The organism is Paenibacillus konkukensis (genome assembly GCF_023523925.1).
GTDB classification, from domain to species: Bacteria; Bacillota; Bacilli; order Paenibacillales; family NBRC-103111; genus Paenibacillus_S; species Paenibacillus_S doosanensis.
The window spans coordinates 5,008,779-5,029,671 of sequence record NZ_CP027059.1 but is presented as its reverse complement, the minus strand read 5'-3'; the positions used below and the strand labels follow the sequence as shown (position 1 = coordinate 5,029,671).

Below are 20,893 nucleotides of genomic sequence, written 5' to 3'. Positions count from 1 at the left end.
CGCCGGCTTCTTGGCGCCCCTGCCCGTTGATCGTTTGCAGGTATGCAGGCAGCACCGCCAAGCGGCAGCCGGGATACGCCCGGCTTATATCCCCGGTTTAGAGCGGCAGCGGCTCAATACCGAGCCGCTTGCGGAATTCGGTCGGCGTCTCCCCCGTATACTTGCGGAATATTTGACTGAAATACCTGGAATCCTGATAGCCTGCCTGCAGGGAAACCTCATAAATTTTCAGCCGCGGATTTGCCAGCAGCTCCTTCGCTTGCCGCACCCGAATCATCGTTACATACTCAAGGAAGCTCGTGCCGACCTGCTTTTTGAACAACCGGCTGAAATAGCTCTCGCTCATATGATAACGCTCGGCGATGCCTTGCAGCGTAATATCTTCGGCATAATGGCTTTGGATGAACGCTTCGATCTCCTCGAAGCCGCTTTTCTTCCGGGTTTCGCCCTGCTCCGCCAACAGCCCGTTCCATTCGGCCAGCATGGCGCAAAGCAGCTCCAGCGAACGTTCCAGCGTATGCTCCAGCCGTTCGGCGAAGGCGAGGAGAAAATCGCTCCCCAGCACGATTTCGCGCAGCTCATGATCGCGCAGCAGCGCCGAATACAGCGCGACGATAAATTCGAAGAAGCGTCTTCGCGCCTCCAGACCGTCCGGATAACGGTGAAGCAGACGAGAATACCATGCCGCCGTATGGGCTTCAATCGACGCCGCATGGCCCCATTTTACCAGATCGATCCATTCTTGAACGGCGTCTTCGCTCCCCGGCTCGTCCGCCTGCTCTCTCTCGATATCTTCATACCATATCCATGTCTCCCGGCCGAGAAAGACGGTCTGATACAACGCGCGCATCGCTTGCTGATAAGCCGCCGGAAGCGACTCGATGCCGGCGGTGAACAGAGCGCTGACCCCTATTACATAGCTTCGCGTTAAAACCGGCAGCCGCCTAAGCAGCGCTGCCGCAGCCTCCATCAGCGCCTCGCGGCCGGTACGGCGATTCGCAATAAGCGCATAGCGGTTCTCGCTCATGCGGACGACCGGGAGCGCTGAAAGCTCCTGAGCCTGTTCCCTCACCTGCTCCAGCTGTCTCTCGCGCTCCGCGGACTCGCGGCATAGACCGTCCAGTTGTATCAACAGCAGCCGGTAAGGAGGAAATCCGTCTCCTTCCGCCCCCGCTTCCGACCATTCCCCATACTCGAGAAACAGCTCCTTCAGCGTCGGTCCGGCATAATCTTGCATCAACTCGTACAGCATCTTCTCCATAATTAGCGGATGCTCCAACTTGGCCCGGTGCTCCAGCCGTTCTTGAAACGAACGCCGGCTGCGCTCCGTATCCAGCTGAGACGTGATCCTCCCGATCACTTGAATGAGCTCGTCCGCATTGGTCGGCTTGAGCACGAAGTCCGCCGCCCCCAGCTTTACCGCCTTCTGCGCGTAGGCGAAATCGTCAAAGCCGGTAAGGAATACGATCTTGATCCCGGGCAGCCCCGCCGCGACCTGCTCCGCTAACTGAATCCCATCCATCGCGGGCATGCGGATATCCGTAAGCACAATATCCGGCTTGGCCGTCAAAATCAGCTCGGCTCCCGTCCGGCCGTCAGATGCTTCGCCGATAATTTCACAGTTCAGCTCCTCCCAGGGAATCGTCAGCTTCAGCCCTTGCAGAACGAGCCATTCATCCTCCACAAGAAACACCTTATACATGTTGATCCTCTCCTGCTGTCCGCATGACGGGAATTTCGACCGTAACGGTCGTTCCTTGTCCTTCTTCGCTCCGAATGTCCAGGCGGTACCTGCCGCCGAAATACAGCTCCAGCCGCTTGCGCAAGTTTTCCAGCCCGATGCCGGTGCTGCGCCCGTCCGGCGCTTCATATTTGCCGCTTAATATCCGCTCCACCCGCTCCCGGGGCATACCTGCTCCGTCATCGCTCACTTCAAAGCGCACTTTGTCGCCGACGCGCCGACCGCGGATCGACAGATGCCCTTTGCCCGGTTTGACCTCAAGACCGTGCGTCACCGCATTCTCCACGAGCGGCTGAATCAGCAGCTTCAGCGTATACAGCGGCTCGATCTCCTCATCGATCTCCAGCTCGGCTTCGAGCTTATCGCCGTACCGCATTTTTTGAATGACGAGAAAGTTGCGGATCTGCTGCATATCTTCCTTCACTTGAATGAACGGCTGGCCTTTGCGAATGCTGAAGCGCAGCAGCTCGCCCAGCGAAACGACCGTCTGGCTGATGTCGGGCAGCTTGTGGATGCGAGCCATCCAGTTGATGGAGTCGAGCGCATTGTACAGAAAATGCGGGTTGAACTGCGCCTGAATCGCCTTGATCTCCGCCTCCTGCACCATCAGCTGCTTCTTGTACACTTCGTCGATCAACTGCTTGATGCGAAGCAGCATCTTGTTGAAGCTGAGGCCAAGCTGTCCTACCTCATCCCGGTATTTGGACGGAAAAGCGACATCCATATTGCCGTTCTCGACCAAGTACATCAGCGACTTAAGCTTGCGCAGCGGCTTCGTAATCGTCACCGACAGCACGTAGGCGAGCCAGAACGTAACGATCCCGAAGCAGATGATGACGTACAGTGTCAGATTTCTGATGCTGCTGCTTTCCTTGGTCAGCATCTCTATCGGCACTACGCTGACCAGCTTGAAGCCCGTCATCTCCGACGTATCGTAGACGACCATCGCCGGCGGCGCACCGCTAACGCCCTGCAGCTCGAAGAAGCCTTTGCTGCCTGCCAGCACCTGATCGAGATAAGGCTCGTTCAGCTTCGTACCGACGATATGCTTGGACGGGGTGCTGGAGATGACGTAGCCGCCCCGGTCGAGAAGCAGCATTTGCCCTCCCGGCTGCAAATGCGCCTTATTGTATTTATCCGCCAGAGCGTTCTCCATAATATCGACGATCATATAGCCGAGCGGCTGGCTGGTCTCGATCTTCTTCAGCAGCCTGCCGCTGCTTAGAACGATGCCGAAGTCCTCCGTCTTCTTCATGCTGTAGTGGGTATCCCAGACAACATTGCCGCCGGCCAGGCTCATTTTGCGGAACAGCCCCCAGTTGACGTTGTAATCGTCATACTGGCTGGGCAGCAAATTTCCCGTAAAATAGCGGTCGCCGTTCTCTCCCAGCAAATAAATCGCAATATTCCAGCTTTTGAAGCCGAGGAACGTTTCAAGCAAATCCTGAATCCGTTTCTCATCCTGATGCTTCTCCGCCAGCGGGCGGTCCGAGCTCTTCGATAGCACGTCCTGAATCTCGCGGTTGCTGTAAATATACATCGTTAATTGTTCGATATCTTTAACAAAATAGTTCAGGCTGTAGTTAACCTGGGACAGGCTCTCCAGAATCGTTTGGCAAACCTGCGTCTGTACGACCTGCGAGGATTTGTAATAGGAAAAGGTTCCTAATATCGACAAGGGAATGATGGCGAGCGGAAGAAAAAATATGATGAGCTTGTTTTGCAGGCTCGTCCCGAGCAGAAAGTGATGAAAGCGTGCCAGCAGCCGGCTTGCCATAACCCGATACCCTCCCGCCGATTAATCGAAGACCGCTTCGCCGGGCTCGCGCACTTGCCGGAACAGCAGCTCGATCTGCGATTCGGTAATTCGGTCGGTCGACAGCTGCGGCAAATCGTCAGGGGCAAAGAACCCGACGTCGCTCGTTTCGATGCTCGCCCGCGCCTGGCCGCCTGTCAATTCGCATTGGATGAAAATTTTGTAGATGTCGTAGGCATGAGGCGGGTGAGGATGCTTATTGCGGTCCAGCACCGCCAGCAGCCTTACCGGAGCGACGTCGTAGCCGGACTCTTCCTTAACCTCCTTCACGACGATTTCCCGCGGCGACAGCCCGATATCCGCCCAGCCTCCCGGCAAAGACCACCCTCCGTCGTTCTTCTCCTGTACCAGTAAAATTTTCCCGTCGCGAATGACGACTCCGCGAATATCCACTTTCGGCGTAGCGTAACCGCTTTCACCGGCAAAAAGATGATTTACCTGCCGAATATCCAGTCCCGAATAAGCAGCCATCATTTCGACGCTGATGGAGCGCAATTCCTCAAACCTCTCCAGATCGAAAGCGTCCCTGGAATAGGCTAACCCGGCCTGGGCAATCGCCTGAATCCGCTTGGCCCAGTCGATGCCTCTTGTATCCTCCGCCATGCTCCATTCCTCCTTCATACTTTGGGTATTATTGTAGAGGCAGATGCGCCAAGCGTCAATCGGGAGGTTCAGGAATCCGCTTGTTGATCCATCCATTTCCTGTTATTCTGGAAAAAATCGCATTCATACGGGAGAGTTATGCATGAAAGATTCGGTAACATTCTGGGGAACGGGAGATTCGATGGGCGTTCCGCGGGTATATTGCTCCTGCGATATATGCGACGAAGCGAGAGGGGCCGGTAGTAACCGGCGGTACCGTTCCTCTATTATGCTGCATGCGGGAGACAGCGAGCTGCTCGTCGACTGCGGGCCGGATTGGCGCGGTCAGATGGAACGCGCGGGCAAGCGTTTCGTAGAGCGGGTGCTGATCACTCACGCGCATTTCGATCATATCGGCGGGCTGCCGGAATGGGCCGACGCCTGCCGCTGGCTGAAGCGCAAAGGCCGGCTCTACGCTCCGCTGGAGGTGCTGCAGACGATCCAGAAGCAGTTTCCCTGGCTGCAAAACCAGCTTCAATTTCACGACTGCGCGGGCGGCCTGCAATGGGAGCATTGGCGCATCCGTCCTTGGCGGGTATGCCATGGCAAGAACGGATACTCTTACGCCTATCGGTTCGAACGGACCGCCGGTCCCTCCTATGCGTTCGTATACTGTCCCGACTCGATACGTCTGAGCGACGAAGAGAAAGCCCCGCTGTTCGGACTGCAGCTGCTCATTTTGGGCACCAATTTTTACAAGGAAGAAGCCGCTCCCGCGACCCGCTCCGTCTACGATATGGTCGAGGCGCTGGAGCTTATAAGCGAAATTTCTCCTGGGCGGGTCATTTTCACTCATATGTCCCACGGGGTGGACCTTGCCCGAAGCTATCCCCTACCATCGTTCGTTTCGCTTGCGCAAACGGGTCTTACGATCGAGCTGGAGCCGTCATAAGGAGCGAGATGGCTTCCGCGGCCGTATAAATTTACGAATATGATGCAACTTTCTTTGCCGGCGCGCCGTCATTCATGCAAGAAGACGAGGCAAAGGGGAAGTCTATGAGGAATCTCGCTGCATTATGTTTGATCATAAGCCTGCTGCTGGCCTGCGCCGCAGCCTGCAGCCGCGACAGCGACCCTGGCTCCCAAACCGCCAAGCGGTATGTTCAATCGCAAGGATATAAAGTAACGAAAGTCCGCGGCCTTGTAGAGAAATATACGCTGGATCGCGCCAAGCTGTACGGAGAAACTTCAACGCTGCCTTATCGGCAGTCATGGGGAGTGCAAACGGCCCGGCCCGAGGATTATTTCGGCCAAGACATATTGATTTATGCCTTCACCGTAAAGGGACATCCGCTGGAAAATATCTACCGTGTAAACACGAACGTTTATATTATGCTGTCCGGCGGCAAGGTAATAGGAGGATATTCGTTTCCCGATGCGACGGGGCTAGCCGGGGCCGTATATTCATTGGACGGCAAAACGCTGGAAGAAGTCACCGGCCTAAGCTTCCGGGAATGGCAAGACCAATGGAAGCGCAAATACGGCGATGGATCATAACGGAGGAGGAGTCCCGGTGCAGGATCAAACCAAGTATATCAAACAATATTCCGACGATTCGTTCTGGCTGAAGATGAAGAAATTCGCCAAAAAAGCGGGCGGCAAAGCCGTATACGCCGCGCTGCTCCTGTTCTATGCGCTGCAAAGCCCGAAGGTGCCGATGAAAGCGAAGGCCGTCATTATGGGGGCGCTCGGCTATTTCATCAGCCCGCTCGATGCGATACCGGACATTACGCCGGGTATCGGCTTCGGAGACGACCTCGGCGTTCTGGTCGGCGCTCTGCTGACCATTGCCATGTATATCGACGCCGACATAAAAGCCAAAGCGCGCAGCAAAGTTACCGCTTGGTTCGGCCCAGATGCCGAAGGCGATCTGACGGCGATCGACGCCAGGCTAGGGAAAGCGGAGGACAAGCCAAGTTAACGGGAGCGTCTCTTCGGCAGAGTTCTGTTCCCTCGATCGTTCAACAATGCAAAACAAGCCTCCCTACCCGCTGAATCAGCGTGCATGGAGACTTGATCGCTTCAGGTGCGGGGACCGGCTCACTCGTCGCCTTTTAGAAAATGAGCGCTTTCGCTATACTTCATCCCATAATCTGCGCACATTATCCAACCCCATCTTCGAACCGGCTATGCAGTCTTCCATTCCCTCGAACTCGACGGATATGTAGCCGTCGTAGCCGGAGCGCTTCACGATGCCGAGCACCTGGCGCATATCGATATCGCCGTGCCCGACGATCGCGCCGCGCAGATGGTTGCCTCCCGCCGTCTGCAACCAGCCCGGACCCGGATTCAGATGAGCCGGACGCCAATAGAAATCTTTCACATGAACCATCGAGGCGTACGGCATATTCTTTTGCACCGCAACGACCGAATTTTCGTCGGCGCACATGAAGTTGCCGATGTCCAGCGTCGTCCGGAAATTCGGGCGGTCGACCGCATGAATCAGCGCCTGAACCCTGTCGCTGGCTTGAATATAGTAGCCGTGGTTTTCCACGCTGGTGACAATGCCGTACTGCGCCGCATAATCGGCAATCTGTCTGCACGCCGAAGCCAGCGGCTCCAGATCCTCCTGGAAGCGGATGATGGAATTATCCTTGCGGGAAGCAACGTCATGGCGCATCCGCTTCACCCCAAGCCCGTGAGCGATATCCACTTCGCGCTTCACGCGCTCGATCTCGCTCTCGTATTGCTCGCGCGTCTCGGTAATAAAATTGGCCCCGATCGCATAATTCGACACCTCGATGCCCGCCGCGGCGGCCTTCTCCCGTATCGCATCGATCAGCTCAGGATTGTCCGTCAGGCTGAAGCCGATAGGCACGATTTCGACATGCTCCCCGCCGTTCTCCGCAATCCAATCGATCCCCCCGAGAATATCCATTTGCTGCGACCGAATCGCGCGTACCAAGCTATATGAGCTTAAACCTAGCTTCATGGCGCATGTTCCTCCCTTACCCCTATCCCGGGCTATTAGTTATCGTATCGGACTTCGCGGCCCGTCTCGGCCGATTCGTAAATGCCGCATAATATTTTCATCAATTCCACGCCGTCTTCCACAGGGCTGATCGGCTCCTTGCCGGCAGCGCAGCTGTCGATAAAGAAGCGGATTTCGTTCTGGAACGCCGCCGTTACGTTAAGCCCCTTCTGGTCGGTTTGCGGCGTAATATTCAGTATCGTGTCGTGCTTCTCGGATACGAGATGCATCGCCGGTTCGAGCTCAAGACCGCCTTTATCGCCGAACAGCTTCACCACGGTTTCGTCCTGCTTGGCATGCAGCGTAAAGCTGACGTCGACCATCAGCGAAGCTCCGTTATCAAAGCGGATAAGCGCATTGGCCATATCCTCGACGGTATTTTGGCTGGCGTCATAATCGGCGGCCTTGTAGAAGGACAAGTTCCGGACGTTCGCCCGGTTGCCCAGCTTCCGGTAGGTGTTGCCGCTGACGGAGACAACCTTCGGCCGGCCCATCAAATACCAGCATATGTCGATGACATGCACCCCGATATCGATAAGCGGACCGCCGCCGGAGCGTTCCTTGTCCGCAAACCATCCGCCCGGGTTGCCTAAGCGGCGAATGCATGAAGCCTTGGCATAATAAATGTCGCCGAGCTCCCCGTTATCGACAAAGCTCTTCATCAGCTGCGCGTTGGCGTCGTAGCGGCGCACGAAACCGACTTGGAGCACCTTGCCGGATTCCCGAACCGCCTGCTGAACGTTCAGCGCTTCTTCTACCGTACGGCATAACGGCTTTTCCACCAATACATGCTTCCCTGCCTGCAGAGCCGCGATGCTGATCTCGGCATGCGTGTTGTTCCAGGTGCAGACGCTAACCGCGTCGACCTTGGGGTCGGCGAGCAGCTTGCGATAATCGTCATATACCTCGGAAGCCCCGTACTTCTCCGCCTTTTCCTGCGCTCTCGCCTGATTCAAATCGCAAATCGCATAAATTTGCACCGCATCGCCGAGCTTTTGATACGCTTGCAAATGCAATTCCGAGATCGAGCCTGCTCCGATAACTCCTACATTTAGCTTGGTCAATTTGAATCCGTCCTCCCTTATGATCGGCTGCTCGCTTGAGCAAATGAATAATGAACTATATAATCAAACTATCATGATTGATTCAAAGAAGGAATGCATGCCATGATCAGTTACATGGATTATAAGATCAGTCGACAACCGATTCGCATCGTCGATCTCAAAGTAGATCAAAGCATCCTGAAAGTAAAATCGCTTCACTTGATTAACGTCGGGCATATTCCCGCCAGAATCCATTACCGGAGTCAAGCGACCTTCACTTACTGGGCTATCGTCTATATTTCCGGGGGCTCGGGAACGTACCGGGTGAACCGCGGCGAGAATCAGACGGTGCGGCAGGGGAGCTTCTTTCTGCTTTATCCGGGGGCTGTGTTCGATTACGGTCCCGGTGAAAACGAGCATTGGGACGAGCATTACTTCACTATCGAAGGAAAGCGCATTCAGGAGTGGCTGGACACATGGCTCACCGAGCCGGATAGGGTCCGCAACACCGAAGAAGAACAGCTCACGAAGATTAACCGGATTTTCATGCTGATGGAAACCGGCATTCCGAACAATATCGACAGGGCGGCGCTGCTGGTCGAAGCGATGCTGCTGGACTTGATCATGAGCTCTGAAACTCCCCCCAAAATAACGAAAGCCGAAAATGCGCTCGGCCTGATCGAAGCGATTTCGGATTATGTATATCGTTCCTTCGATGCCGGGGAGCTGTGCGAAAGGCAGCATATTTCATTTCCGACTCTGAGGCGGATCGTCAGCAAGTATACCGGTTACCCGCTTAACGAATATGTGCATCGTCTGAAGATGGCCGAGGCGAAGAACATTTTGCTCAATACGGATCAGTCGCTCAAGGAAATCGCCGCGTCCCTCGGTTATCACGACGTGTTTTATTTTTCCCGCCTGTTCAAAAAGTTCGTCGGCGTATCGCCGAAGCTGTTCCGCGGCACCGTATGAGGCGGTACAAAGCGCTGTTCGGTAAAAATCGCGCTAACCGCCCGGACAGCTTCCTTCCGCGAAACGGGTGAAATCGGATTCTTTGGAATTATTTTTTCGCTTTTATGTGGAGAGAATCCGCTTTCAAAGGCGAACGCTTACGCTTTTCCAGATTCAAATGGCCCCTCCGCTCTTTTTTCACCAGGCTTTTAGTTCCCCCCATTATCCTGCCGGTATCCTCTCATGATATTTCCCAAAATGGCACATTCTAATATACGACTCTGTACTCTGTACGCGTAGACGTCTGTTTGCAAGCCCTCATCCATCCCGCTGCAAAGCGGACGGCATCAACCGCCTTGCCTCCGTAAAACGTAACGATTCTTATTATCGACATAAAGGGCGTTTGCCATTGACAAATTCCTCCTTCCTGGAATACTATATGAACATATACTCATATATTCATACGCTCATTTATGGAGGTACATTTATGGAAACATTCGATCGGCCGCAAGGACCGGATTCAAATGTCCGTTCGCTGGACGAAGAAACCTTGTTCATGGTGTCCCAGACGTTCAAAGCGCTGTCGGATACGACGCGCATTCGCATTTTATATTTATTGTCGCAAAAAGAATGCTCGGTTAACGAAATCGCCGAAGAGCTGTCTCTTCTGCAATCGACCGTGTCGCATCAACTGCGCTTTCTGAAAAATCTGCGCCTGGTGAAATTTCGCAGAGCCGGAACTACATTATATTATTCGCATGATGACGAGCACGTGATGGATTTGCTGAGCGAAGCGATTCATCACGCCAGCCACGATTAGCCGGCCGGCTGCAGCCGGTTGCCGGATACCAAGCGTGAAATGAGGGGAATACGATGCTGGAATATAGAGTAAAGGGTTTGAGCTGCGCGAACTGCACCCGGGAGATGGAAGAGCAGATTCAGCGGCTGGAGCACGGAGGAAGCGCGACGCTTAACTATAACAGCGGAAAATTGAAGATCGACCCGAAGGTAGCCTTGCCCGAGGTTCAAAAAATATTGCGGTCGGACGGCGCCTCCATCGATTCGGTAGCGCCGCGGTCGATTCGCGCCGGGGCCAAAGGGGTAACCATGCAGCGCGGGCGTGGGGCAAGCGGAACGGCCGAGGCCGCTCTAGGGCAGAGCAAGGAGCAGGTAAGCGCGGCGCTGGAGACCGGCTGCATAGGCTGCGGCGCGGACCACGACCATTCCCGCGGCGAACATCATGGAGCGCATGCCCATGCGGACGGGGAGCGATTATCCGACGATGCCGCTCATGATCATGCTGTGCCGCACAGCCATTCGGCCGGACAGACCGCCGCATCGCATCAGGCTCGCAAGCATGATCACGAGCATGGCGCGGCGCATGAACACATGCACGATCACGAGCACGAGCATGGCGACGACGACCACGTGCATGACCATTCCCACGCTCATGGAGGGGCGTCGATTGTAAGGCAGCTCGTCGTTTCCGCGGCGCTGTACGGGGCGGCCTTGCTGCTCGAAGGACGCATTCCCGGCTTCGTCAGCATCCTGCTGTACGTCGCAGCCATCGCGCTTAGCGGATACGGCACGTTCATCAAAGGCTTGAAGCGGCTGGCGCGGCTGCGTTTCAATATGGACACGCTGATGACGATCGCGCTGATCGGCGCCGTCAGCATCGGCGAGTGGAAGGAAGCGACGATGGTCGCGATTTTATTCGGAATCAACGAATTTCTCGAAGGCATCGGCATGGAAAAGGCGCGCCGCTCGATGGAGACGCTGCTGCAGGTCGCTCCGAAGCAGGCGATGCTCGTCGAGAACGGCATAGAACGGCTCGTGCCGATCGAATCGCTGCAAGCGGGAGATACGGTGCTGGTAAGAGCCGGCGAGAAAATTCCGTCGGACGGTTACGTGCTCGAAGGCATCAGCTCCGTCAATGAAGCGGCGATTACAGGTGAATCGCTGCCGCTGGACAAATCGGCGGGAGACCGCGTATTCGGAGGCAGCATCAACCACGACGGGGCGCTGCGCATTCACATCGACAAAGCTTATGAAGATTCGTCCTTGGCGCAAATATTGCACTTGGTGCAGGAAGCTCAGGAAACGAAGACGCCTACCGAGCTGTTTATTAACCGGTTTGCCAAGTATTATACGCCGGCGATTATGATCATCGCCCTGCTCGTCGCTCTCTTCCCTCCACTCTTTTTGAACGGGGACTGGAGGCAGTGGCTCTACCAAGGGCTCGCCGTTCTCATCGTAGGCTGCCCTTGCGCCTTGATTTTGGCATCGCCAATCGCGATTGTCGCCGGTATTACGCGCAATGCGCGGCACGGCATTCTGGTCAAAGGCGGCGTGTTCCTGGAGCAGCTCGGCCGTATCGATACGCTCGCCTTCGATAAGACGGGGACGCTTACCCGCGGCGAGCCGCATGTCGAGCAGGCCGTCGTCTATGACCGCGACAAAGAGCGGTTTTACCGGGTGGCGGCAGCTATCGAGCAAGCGTCGTCGCATCCGCTGGCCAAGGCGATTGTGCGCGAGACCGGCAAGCGCGGCGTGCAAGCGTCGGCCCCGGAAGAGGTTACCGCCGCTTCCGGCCTGGGCATTCAAGCTACGCTGGGCGGCGAGCGGTATTGGCTGGGCAACGAAGCCAACATCAGTCACGTCGCTATGCCGGATGAGGTGAAGCGCGACATCGAGCGCTTCAAAGCGAGCGGCCTGACGCTTGTGATCGTCGCCGACAGCCGCTCGGTGCTCGGGCTGTTCGGCATCGCCGACGAGATCCGCCCGGAAAGCGCAAGCGTCGTCGCAGCGCTGCACCGCCGCGGCATCCGCCGCACGGTGATGCTGACGGGCGATCACCTGCAAACGGCGGAGAAGGTTGCCCGCGCCGTCGGCGTCACTTCCTTCTTCGGCGGGCTTCTGCCCGAAGACAAGGTTGCGAAGATCCGCGAGCTGGGCCGCGGCGGTCGCGTGGCCATGGTCGGCGACGGCATTAACGACGCCCCGGCGCTGGCTACAGCCGAGCTCGGCATCGCGATGGGCAAAGGCACCGACAGCGCCATCGAGACCGCCGATATCGTCCTGATGCAGGATCATCTCGGCAAGCTGCCGGAGGCGATCTCGATCGCCCGCCGCACCAACCGTATCATCCGCATTAACATTACGATAGCGATGGGACTTAAGCTGGCGGCGCTGCTGCTGACCATTCCCGGGATGCTGACGCTCTGGTTTGCCATCCTGTCGGATATGGGCGCTACGATTATTATTAGTTTGCTTAGCTTAACCATGCTAATCGAACGAAAAGAAATGAAATGAAGCTGCGGCAGGGCCGCCGCCGTTGGCGGCTCCCGATCGGCACAAATACTATAGGGGCGCTTCCGCTCAGCCGTTTTACAGCGCCCCTTCTTCCCGTTTCATTGCATTTGCGATTTTGTGTTTTTTCCGCCGGGATGCCGGCCACGGCTATGTTCACTCCATCCATAATATGGTACGATGGGGAAAATCCACTTCAGTAAGGAGCGGATCCTTATGCACCCATCTCTTTTGGCGATCAAACAATCCATGGTTTTTACCGGACAACTGGAGAGAGACATCATCGATCTGCTTACGTTATACAATTGCCCCAGAACGGCGGAACATAGCCTGCGGGTCGGCGACGAAGCCGCAAGATTGGCCGCCCGGTTTAACGGCGATACGGAACACGCCCGCACCGCCGGATTATTGCACGACATCAGCGCCATCATCCCGAACAGCGACCGCATCCGGTTCGCCCGGGAGCTGCATATCGACATTCTTCCCGAAGAATCCGCCTTCCCCATGATCATTCACCAGAAGCTCTCCCGCATTATCGCCCGCGATCTGTTCCAAATTCGCGACCCGTCGATTTTAAACGCTATCGGCTGCCATACGACTCTGCAAGCCGATCCGTCGCCACTGGATTTGATTGTTTTCGTAGCGGACAAAATCGAATGGGATCAGCCCGGAACGCCTCCTTACCTCGATGCGCTGCTCAAGCGGCTCGATGTTTCGCTGGAGAGCGGCGCCTTCGTCTACATCGATTATTTGTGGCGGCAAAAGGAACGCTTGAAAGTCATCCATCCCTGGCTCTCCGACGCCTACCGTCAGCTAAAGGCTAATTTAGCGGATGCGGACTGACGCGAAGGAGCTTTTGTCCTCATGCCCGAAGCAAGAATATGACGAAGAATGGAGATTAAGGCAGGAACAGAGAATGGACGGAACGTTTCCCGTTTCCCGACTTTCCCGCCGTTCTTCGCGACATTCAAATTCTTTATCAATCCCGGCTGGAGGCAAAAAAAGTCCCGTTTCAACTGAATATAAGGTAAGCGATTCAAACGCCGCTTGCGATCAAAGATTATAAAAGGAGATAGTCTATTATGGCCATTATCGTACAGCATAAGGAGTCAAGGAAATCGTACGTGTTAATTGGCACTGGGTACGGCGCTTACAAATCCATGATGCCCGGCGTGCTGGGAGGAAGCATGTTCCCCCGCGAAGAATCGGCTGAAATTCCGACCGCCGCCGTCAGCGACAAATATGGAACGATACATTGGATACTCACCGACCAACTCCAAGTGGTGGAGATTGACGGACGCCCGGTAGCCGACTATTTTCTGCCGGTTGCCAGCCGCGGCGAAGAATCCGGCAGCCTGTCTGCCGCAGACGAAGAAGATGACAGCTGCCCCGCCTGTGGATTCCGGATCGCATGCAGCGCCAGAGAGTGCCCTTCCTGCGGGCTTGTTTTCATTCCAGATGAGCAGGAAAGCTAAAGTCTATTAAAGCTATGCGCTTTCCATTACAGCAAAAATAGGCCAACTTTCGTTGGCCTTACGGGCGATGGTTGCATCGCCCGCTTGCTCCTGCCCGAACACCTCGCCGTCAGCTGTGCGTTGCATGGTTTCGCACAACGATCTGCATGCTTAAGCGGACGTATTAGGGACGATGATGACCGGAATTTCAAGAAGGACACTCTGCCCTAACCAATCCGTCGCCCGAATCCGAATGACCAGCGTAACTTCCTCCGTATTCGAGATCGGAAATTCATTCTCGATAAATAACGGCCCGTCAAAGCTTGCCCTGATCCCGTACTTCTCTCTTAGTTCCTGCCCGTTTTCTATTGTGATTGAAGCTCTGCGGTCGCTTAGATAATCCCATACCAGATAAGGATAAGATTGATTGATCCCATCCTGAAACCGGACTTCATCCGGCGTTCGGATCACTTCCAGAGCAGGCGCCGGGTTGACTTCAACCGGGAAAGACAATACCGTGCTTTTGCCGTGCTCGTTCGTAGCTTTAACGTGCAGAACCGTCGACGTCCGCACATTGTCGGGGAAATATGCCCCCATAATTTGCAATTGATTTCCGTTCACGATATTCGCGTTCACATCGCCTGCGATATTCGGGTCCGGCAGCAGCTCATAGGACAAGGACTGTCCGTTAAAATAGCTGTTTGTCAAATAGATAGTATAAGGCTCTTCCGCCATGCCGTTAGTCACTTCAATCGTTTCCGGCTGCTTGTCGGGCACAGGGGCGTCATAACCGGTAACGAACTTGATGACGAATTCTTTGCTGATGCCATTTGCCGTGTTGGTGCCTCTGATTTTCAATGAAACGTCACGCGCCGATTCATTCAGCACAAGCTGAGCCTGCGCCGTATTCGGCTCTTCAATGACAGGACTGACGGCGGCTCCTTCCAACTGCCCCGCATATTCATACGAATCGGCCTCTATATCGCCAAAAAACACGGCCAGCTCCAAACGGATCGGCGGCTCCTCGGATTGCGGCCATTCGATGGTCATCGAATCGATCGTCCGGACGCTGATATTCAGTGTCGCGCTTTTGCCGTAGCTGTTCACCGCCCGGATCTGGATTACGGCAGGCTCATCCGCCCCTTCCCCGATCCCGGATATCACCAATTTTCCCGACTTGTCGTTAATGGATGCCTCAATGTAATCAGGCATAGCCGCTATGCTATAGGATAGCTCGGATTCGTCATAGAAGTAGTCCGACACATATAATGTCTGGACTTGGGTAATATCTCTCACCCATTCGACGGGCGTCGGAGGATCATACACTTCCGGCGCGGGATAAGAATCCGGGTCCTCGATTACTTGCAGAGGTATCGAAAGCAGGACGAAATTGCCGTACTGGTTGGCCGCTCTAATCTGTACATAGGCAGCCGTTCCCACATAGTCATGCAGAGAGCCTTCCGGCGTTACCGTCAACCTACCGTCCTCCTCGCCAATGACGGCATGCACGTAAGAAGGCGCATCGACGACGCTGTAGCTCAACCGTTCGATCGTCATTGTCTTAAAGTAGGCTGCCATTTCAACGGTCTGCGGCTGCTCCTCCCCGTCTTTCAGCGTCACAGGATCAAGCGGAACCTCCCGGACGATAGGAACGGGATAGTCGATCCCGATAGGGATACTCACCTCGGCGGTTTGCTCGAATCGATCCAGCGCCATCACCCGAATCGCCGGTGCCGCGGGCTGCCGCTCTTCCGGGCTAACCTTTGTAATCGTAAGCTCTCCGCTGCGCCCGTCGATGCTTGCATCGATGAAGCCGGGCATCCCGGAAATCGCATAAGTCAATGACTCCCCATCCTGCTTGAAATAGCCGGCAACAGAGACGGTCTGCCGCTCGGTAACGCCCATCTGCCAAGCGACGGCGTCAGGCGTACCGATTACAACCGGCGGATTTACCGCTTGCACGCGAAGCTCCAGCCGGATCGCTGAGCTATAGCCGTTTGCGTTCATCGCCAGTATCCACAAATATTCCGTTCGCTCCGCATTATCCGGGTAGTTCGCTCCGTACAGCGTCAATACGCCGCTTACAGGATCGATCGCCACATCCATATACTGGGGAATTCCCGTCAAGCTGTAGGTTAACGGCGTGGGGTCGCTGAAGTACGTTGACATCGTTACCGTCTGCGCCGCTCCTTCTTGTCTGTTCACCACTGTCAACGGGCCCGGGGTACCTGTCACTTGCGGCGGCTGCGGAATCGGAGGCTGCTCCGACGCCTGCACGCGAAGCTCCAGCCGGATCGCTGCCCCGAGACCGTTCGCGTTCGTCGCCTGTACCCATATATACTCCGTACGGTCCGCATTGTCCGGGAAATTCGCTCCGTACAGCGTCAATACGCCGCTTACAGGATCGATCGCCACATCCATATACTGGGGAATTCCCGTCAAGCTGTAGGTTAACGGCGTAGGATCGCTGAAATACGTTGACATCGTCACCGTCTGCGGATCGCCCGCTTGTCCGTTCACCAGCGTCAGCGGACCCGGCGCGCCTATTACTAGCGGCGGCTGCGGAATCGGAGGCTGCTCCGACGCCAGGACCTTCACGATCACGTCCGCCGATGCGCTTTGCCCGTAAGGATTCGCTGCCGTAACCTGGAAGCTCGCCGTCATCGTATCGCTAAGGGGCTGCTCCGCCCTGACGGTTAACAGTCCCGTAGCGGAGTCGATGGAAGCCTTCAAATACTCGGGGACGTTATGCAGACTGTAGCTCAACGGCACGCCGGACGGATTGCTGAAATAGGCCGACATCGCTGCCGTCTGCGGCGCATTTTGCCCGCTTTGCAAGATGAATGCTCCCGGGCTGCCTACAGCAACCGGCGGTTCAACCGGATAACGGGCCGCATTGAAAGGCTCGATTCCTTGCAGCAGCGTCGTTACATCCCCCGCTCCCGTCACATTCCCGGAATAATTCGCCATGTACCCCGCTACGTCCGCGATATCGATACGATTATCGCTTCCCGCATCCAGTACGTGAACCTTAAATCGGTTAACGACTTGATCACCGCTTGTGATCGTAATCGTGGAAGCTCCCGCTTCCTTGCCGTTCAAATGAATGTAATTGGGTACAGCCGGCGAATACGTCGCTTCCACGACGCTGCCGGCGGAACTATTGACCTTGAAAGCTTCCATACCGCTTAAATCTATGATTTTCTCCGAGTTTTTGGCTATCACCGTATCTTGAATAGGATAAAGAACCGCAGCCGCAGTAGACGGCGGCGGAGAAGCCAAAACAACGGAAGGCACGGCAAGAGCGGATAACGCCGCCGCAACCGCCATCTGGACCGAACGCTTGGATGCCATGAAATTTCCACCTCAATTAAGTTCCAATTTAATGTAATTATCGTTTATTTTATCATACGAACTATTAAAAAACAGTAGATTCGATTCTTTCATTTTGAAGCCTCTTTTTTTCCTCAACAAAACCTTTAAATCCGCTTAACCTGTACTTTACATCCGCCCGTTATACTGAGTGAGGCAATTGAACATGAGCGCCGCCGTCCGGCTCGCCGCAACGGTTCGAGTGCGATCAAGGTTAGGAGTGAATGATGTATGAGCCTCATGCCCAAAGATCTCGAAGCGCCGTCCGCCGTATGGCCCAAACGCGGCCGTATCGCGAGCGTCCGCAGCCTGCGCCGCGCGCGCCGGAAGGAGAAGGACCATCTGCTCGCCTATTTATTCTTAGCTCCTTCTCTACTGCTGTTCGGCGTATTTCTATTTTACCCGCTGATCCAATCCGTATATTTAAGCTTGCATTTGACGGACCCGAGAGGACGGATCGCCGCCTTCGCGGGGCTGGATAATTTTCGTGAACTGCTGCTGTCGGAAAAATTTTATCAAAGCCTGCAGGTGACTTTGTCCTTCACCCTGCTGACCGTGCCGACGGGGATTATCGTCGCCCTGCTGCTCGCGGCGCTGTCTCACAATAAGCTGCGCGGAATGCGCGTCTTCCAATTCGCGTTCTCGCTGCCCATCGCCATTTCGGTCGGCACCGGCTCCGTCATCTGGATGATGCTGTACCACCCAAGCGTGGGTATCCTGAACTATCTGCTTAGCCTGATCGGCCAAGCTCCGAAGGGTTGGCTGACCGACCCGGCTCTGGCGCTGCTCTCAGTCTCCGCGATGACCGTGTGGATGAATCTCGGCTTCAACTACATCGTACTGCTGAGCGGGCTGCAGGGCGTCCCCGAGGATATTTACGACAGCGCCAAAATCGACGGGGCGGGACCGCTGCGAACCTTCGTCCGGCTCACGCTGCCGCTCATTTCGCCGACGATCTTTTTCGTCACGATCGTATCGATCATCGGCGCTTTCCAAACGTTCGGACAAATGCATATTTTGACTCGGGGCGGACCTATGAATTCGACCGATGTCGTCGTCTATAACATCTATCAGGATGCCTTCGTCAACTTTCGGTTCGGCATCGGGAGCGCACAGGCGTTGGTCCTGTTCGCCATCATTTTGATTCTAACGTTCGTCCAGTTCAAATTTTTCGAAAAGAAGGTGCATTATCAATGACATCGAAGCAGCTTAACGGGATCGTCTACATCCTGCTCATCATCGCTGCGGCGCTGGTACTGTACCCGGTTTTCTTTACCGTCTCCTCCGCTTTCATGACGCCTGCCGAATCGTCGGCCTACCCGCCGAAGTTCGTGCCGGGCAGCCTTTATTGGGATAACTTGATCAAAGTGACGCAGACCGTCCCGATTTTCAAGTTCATCACGAATAGCCTGCTCGTCTCCGCCGCCATTATGCTCGGTCAGATCGTCACCGCGAGTTTGGCCGCCTATGCTTTCGCATATTTGAAATTCGCCGGCAAAAGCGTTCTGTTCGCCGTGTTTCTGTCGACCATGATGATTCCTTGGGAAGTAACGATGATCCCGAACTATTTGACTGTGAAAAGCTGGGGCTGGCTCGACACCTACGAAGGTCTCATCGTTCCGTTTCTTGCCAGCGCCTTCGGGACGTTCCTGCTGCGGCAGTTCTTCATGCAGCTGCCCTCCGAGCTGTTCGAAGCGGCCCGTATCGACGGCTGCGGCCATCTGCGCAGCTTTCTTCGCATCGTGCTGCCGCTGTCCCGCCCTGCCCTCGCGACGCTCGGAGTGTACTCCTTTCTCACCCACTGGAACATGTATTTGTGGCCTCTGCTGATTACGAACGACGAGAAGATGCGCACCGTGCAGATCGGCATCAGCATGCTGCAGTTCGAGGAGATGACATCGTGGAATCTCGTGCTGGCGGGCGTCACCATCGTTATGCTGCCGTCCTTGCTGCTGCTGGTTCTCGGCATCAAACAGCTTGTACGCGGCTTGACCGCAGGAGCATTGAAAGGATAGCGCCATGAATGAATAACATAACCCGAAGCTTGGTGAAAAAGCGCAAGCCGCCAAGCGAAAACCGTCTGTAGAGACGTCGGCGGCCGTCCTTGTCATCCAAGGGAAGACGACCGCAGGACACCTATATATCACCGCACTTCAAAAAAAAGGGAGAGAAGAACCAATGAAAAGCTTCACTAAAAAAAGCCTGATTCCGCTTTGTATGGCCGCCGTAATGACCTTATCCGCATGCGGCACGAACGCCGGTCAGCCGGCCGCCGAAGGAAGCGGCAAGGATGCTGCGCAGCCGGCAGCGGGAAGCAAAGCCCAAGAGCCGGTCAAAGTCGTCTGGTGGCACTCGATGAGCGGCGAGCTCGGCAAAGCGGTGGACAAGCTGGTAGCCGACTTCAACGCCTCGCAAAGCAATGTGACCGTCGAGGCCGTATTCCAAGGCACCTACGACGAAAGCTTAAACAAAATGAAAGCGTCCATGGACTCCAAAAGCGGCCCTACGCTGATTCAGGTCTATGAGGTCGGCAGCCGTTTCATGATCGATTCCAAAGCGATCACGCCGATACAGAAATTTATCGATCAAGATAAATACGACTTGTCCCAGCTGGAAGAAAATATATTGAACTACTACAAAATCGACGGCAAGCTGAATGCCATGCCGTTCAATACGTCCAACCCGATTTTGTACTATAACAAAGACATGTTCAAAGCGGCCGGACTCGATCCGGAGAAGCCGCCGGTTACCTTCGACGATGTAGCCCAAGCCGCCAAAGCGTTGACCAAAGACGGCAAAACCGGCGCTTCCTTCGCCATTTACGGCTGGCTGATGGAGCAATTTTTCGCCAATCAAGGCGCAGATCTGCTCAACAACAGCAACGGGCGCAAAGGCATCGCTACCGAATCTCTCGTGAACGGCGAAGCCGGCGTGAAGACGCTGACCTGGTGGAAGCAGCTGGTCGACGATAAAGTCGCGCTGAACCTCGGACGTAAAACCGACGATACGAAAAAAGCGTTCCTCGCCGGACAAATCGGCATGACGCTCGACTCCACAGGCTCGCTGCGCGGAATCGTCGACGGCGCGCAAGGCAAGTTCGAGGTCGGCACCGCCTTCCTGCCTAAACCGGCCGACGCCAAGGACGGCGGAGTGATCGTCGGCGGAGCCAGCCTGTACGTTTTGAACAACCGCAGCGAAGCCGAGCAGCAAGGCGCCTGGCAGTTCATCAAGTTTCTGGCCGAGCCTAAACAGCAGGCGTACTGGCATGTCAACACCGGCTACTTCCCTATAACCAAAAAAGCGTACGACGAGCCGACCGTTAAGGAAAACCTCACCAAGTATCCGCAATTGAAAACGGCCGTCGAACAGCTCCACGCCACGAAGGCGAATACGGCGACCCAAGGCGCGGTCATGGGCGTCTTCCCCGAAGCGCGCCAGTTGACCGAAACGGCGATTGAAGAAGTGCTGAACGGCAAGAAACAGCCGAAGGAAGCGCTGGACGCCGCAGCCAAGGAGATTACGTCCAAGCTTGCCGCTTATAACAAAACGGTGGCTCCGTAAGCGCCGAATCCCGCGCTGCTGCAAGGAAGCAAA

17 protein-coding genes are annotated in these 20,893 nt (G+C 55.5%); 11 read left to right on the top strand and 6 right to left on the bottom strand.

The window, feature by feature from the left end; genetic code table 11:
* Positions 1 to 97: 97 nt before the first annotated feature.
* From SK3146_RS22050 to SK3146_RS22040, 3 genes are read right to left on the bottom strand one after another with little or no spacing between them, the layout of a single operon-like run.
* Entirely contained in the window at positions 98 to 1,702 is a 1,605-nt protein-coding gene (locus SK3146_RS22050; RefSeq protein ID WP_249860796.1) for a helix-turn-helix domain-containing protein, read from the bottom strand.
* Positions 1,695 to 3,518, bottom strand: coding sequence for a cache domain-containing sensor histidine kinase (locus SK3146_RS22045; protein ID WP_249860795.1), 1,824 nt, complete (start codon positions 3,516 to 3,518; stop codon positions 1,695 to 1,697). Before SK3146_RS22045 ends, SK3146_RS22050 begins: the two co-directional genes overlap by 8 nt.
* Before the next feature lie 21 nt (positions 3,519 to 3,539).
* A complete protein-coding gene (locus SK3146_RS22040) occupies positions 3,540 to 4,160 on the bottom strand; it encodes an NUDIX hydrolase (RefSeq protein ID WP_249860794.1) in 621 nt (206 codons plus the stop codon).
* A 142-nt stretch (positions 4,161 to 4,302) separates the two neighbouring features.
* Here SK3146_RS22040 and SK3146_RS22035 point away from each other — a divergent pair, with 142 nt between their 5' ends.
* The 3 genes from SK3146_RS22035 (at position 4,303) to SK3146_RS22025 (ending at position 6,120) form a co-directional block, all read left to right on the top strand.
* Positions 4,303 to 5,091 (top strand): MBL fold metallo-hydrolase, encoded by a 789-nt coding sequence (locus SK3146_RS22035; RefSeq protein ID WP_249860793.1) that lies wholly within the window; start codon positions 4,303 to 4,305, stop codon positions 5,089 to 5,091.
* A gap of 128 nt (positions 5,092 to 5,219) precedes the next feature.
* Complete coding sequence (locus tag SK3146_RS22030) at positions 5,220 to 5,696, top strand: hypothetical protein (protein ID WP_249860792.1); 477 nt, start codon at positions 5,220 to 5,222, stop codon at positions 5,694 to 5,696.
* A gap of 16 nt (positions 5,697 to 5,712) precedes the next feature.
* Positions 5,713 to 6,120 (top strand): YkvA family protein, encoded by a 408-nt coding sequence (locus tag SK3146_RS22025; RefSeq protein ID WP_310943947.1) that lies wholly within the window; start codon positions 5,713 to 5,715, stop codon positions 6,118 to 6,120.
* A gap of 153 nt (positions 6,121 to 6,273) precedes the next feature.
* Here SK3146_RS22025 and SK3146_RS22020 read toward each other — a convergent pair whose 3' ends face one another.
* On the bottom strand, positions 6,274 to 7,131 hold the full coding sequence (locus SK3146_RS22020) for a sugar phosphate isomerase/epimerase family protein (protein ID WP_249860790.1): 858 nt from the start codon (positions 7,129 to 7,131) through the stop codon (positions 6,274 to 6,276).
* 35 nt (positions 7,132 to 7,166) lie between these two features.
* Complete coding sequence (locus SK3146_RS22015; protein WP_249860789.1) at positions 7,167 to 8,234, bottom strand: Gfo/Idh/MocA family protein; 1,068 nt, start codon at positions 8,232 to 8,234, stop codon at positions 7,167 to 7,169.
* 102 nt (positions 8,235 to 8,336) lie between these two features.
* Here SK3146_RS22015 and SK3146_RS22010 point away from each other — a divergent pair, with 102 nt between their 5' ends.
* From SK3146_RS22010 to SK3146_RS21990, 5 genes are all read left to right on the top strand, one after another.
* On the top strand, positions 8,337 to 9,185 hold the full coding sequence (locus SK3146_RS22010) for a helix-turn-helix domain-containing protein (protein WP_249860788.1): 849 nt from the start codon (positions 8,337 to 8,339) through the stop codon (positions 9,183 to 9,185).
* A 466-nt stretch (positions 9,186 to 9,651) separates the two neighbouring features.
* Positions 9,652 to 9,984 carry an ArsR/SmtB family transcription factor gene (locus SK3146_RS22005; protein ID WP_249860787.1) on the top strand — a complete coding sequence of 111 codons (333 nt, stop codon included), beginning with the start codon at positions 9,652 to 9,654 and terminating at the stop codon, positions 9,982 to 9,984.
* Between the two features lie 53 nt (positions 9,985 to 10,037).
* The gene (locus SK3146_RS22000; protein ID WP_249860786.1) at positions 10,038 to 12,476 is read left to right on the top strand and encodes a heavy metal translocating P-type ATPase; all 2,439 of its coding nucleotides are present in this window, start codon (positions 10,038 to 10,040) and stop codon (positions 12,474 to 12,476) included.
* Between the two features lie 213 nt (positions 12,477 to 12,689).
* Positions 12,690 to 13,316 (top strand): bis(5'-nucleosyl)-tetraphosphatase (symmetrical) YqeK, encoded by a 627-nt coding sequence (gene yqeK / locus SK3146_RS21995; protein ID WP_249860785.1) that lies wholly within the window; start codon positions 12,690 to 12,692, stop codon positions 13,314 to 13,316.
* Positions 13,317 to 13,555: 239 nt separating this feature from the next.
* Positions 13,556 to 13,948, top strand: coding sequence for a hypothetical protein (locus tag SK3146_RS21990; protein WP_249860784.1), 393 nt, complete (start codon positions 13,556 to 13,558; stop codon positions 13,946 to 13,948).
* Between the two features lie 150 nt (positions 13,949 to 14,098).
* On the opposite strand, the gene SK3146_RS21985 is transcribed toward SK3146_RS21990, so the two are convergent.
* A complete protein-coding gene (locus tag SK3146_RS21985) occupies positions 14,099 to 17,281 on the bottom strand; it encodes a hypothetical protein (protein WP_249860783.1) in 3,183 nt (1,060 codons plus the stop codon).
* 258 nt (positions 17,282 to 17,539) lie between these two features.
* Between SK3146_RS21985 and SK3146_RS21980 the strand changes: the two genes are divergently transcribed.
* The 3 genes from SK3146_RS21980 (at position 17,540) to SK3146_RS21970 (ending at position 20,860) form a co-directional block, all read left to right on the top strand.
* The gene (locus tag SK3146_RS21980; RefSeq protein ID WP_375295501.1) at positions 17,540 to 18,496 is read left to right on the top strand and encodes a carbohydrate ABC transporter permease; all 957 of its coding nucleotides are present in this window, start codon (positions 17,540 to 17,542) and stop codon (positions 18,494 to 18,496) included.
* Entirely contained in the window at positions 18,493 to 19,314 is an 822-nt protein-coding gene (locus SK3146_RS21975) for a carbohydrate ABC transporter permease (RefSeq protein ID WP_249860781.1), read from the top strand. The genes SK3146_RS21980 and SK3146_RS21975 overlap by 4 nt, the downstream gene beginning before the upstream one ends.
* Before the next feature lie 163 nt (positions 19,315 to 19,477).
* Positions 19,478 to 20,860 carry an ABC transporter substrate-binding protein gene (locus SK3146_RS21970; RefSeq protein WP_249860780.1) on the top strand — a complete coding sequence of 461 codons (1,383 nt, stop codon included), beginning with the start codon at positions 19,478 to 19,480 and terminating at the stop codon, positions 20,858 to 20,860.
* Positions 20,861 to 20,893 lie beyond the last annotated feature (33 nt).

Coding starts and splice junctions, on each gene's coding strand:
- SK3146_RS21985 (WP_249860783.1), bottom strand. CDS start 17,281: ATGGCATCCAAGCGTTCGGTCCAGATGGCGGTTGCGGCGGCGTTATCC.
- SK3146_RS22050 (WP_249860796.1), bottom strand. CDS start 1,702: ATGTATAAGGTGTTTCTTGTGGAGGATGAATGGCTCGTTCTGCAAGGG.
- SK3146_RS22040 (WP_249860794.1), bottom strand. CDS start 4,160: ATGGCGGAGGATACAAGAGGCATCGACTGGGCCAAGCGGATTCAGGCG.
- SK3146_RS22020 (WP_249860790.1), bottom strand. CDS start 7,131: ATGAAGCTAGGTTTAAGCTCATATAGCTTGGTACGCGCGATTCGGTCG.
- SK3146_RS21975 (WP_249860781.1), top strand. CDS start 18,493: ATGACATCGAAGCAGCTTAACGGGATCGTCTACATCCTGCTCATCATC.
- SK3146_RS22010 (WP_249860788.1), top strand. CDS start 8,337: ATGATCAGTTACATGGATTATAAGATCAGTCGACAACCGATTCGCATC.
- SK3146_RS21980 (WP_375295501.1), top strand. CDS start 17,540: ATGCCCAAAGATCTCGAAGCGCCGTCCGCCGTATGGCCCAAACGCGGC.
- SK3146_RS22035 (WP_249860793.1), top strand. CDS start 4,303: ATGAAAGATTCGGTAACATTCTGGGGAACGGGAGATTCGATGGGCGTT.
- yqeK (WP_249860785.1), top strand. CDS start 12,690: ATGCACCCATCTCTTTTGGCGATCAAACAATCCATGGTTTTTACCGGA.
- SK3146_RS22000 (WP_249860786.1), top strand. CDS start 10,038: ATGCTGGAATATAGAGTAAAGGGTTTGAGCTGCGCGAACTGCACCCGG.
- SK3146_RS22045 (WP_249860795.1), bottom strand. CDS start 3,518: ATGGCAAGCCGGCTGCTGGCACGCTTTCATCACTTTCTGCTCGGGACG.
- SK3146_RS21970 (WP_249860780.1), top strand. CDS start 19,478: ATGAAAAGCTTCACTAAAAAAAGCCTGATTCCGCTTTGTATGGCCGCC.
- SK3146_RS21990 (WP_249860784.1), top strand. CDS start 13,556: ATGGCCATTATCGTACAGCATAAGGAGTCAAGGAAATCGTACGTGTTA.
- SK3146_RS22005 (WP_249860787.1), top strand. CDS start 9,652: ATGGAAACATTCGATCGGCCGCAAGGACCGGATTCAAATGTCCGTTCG.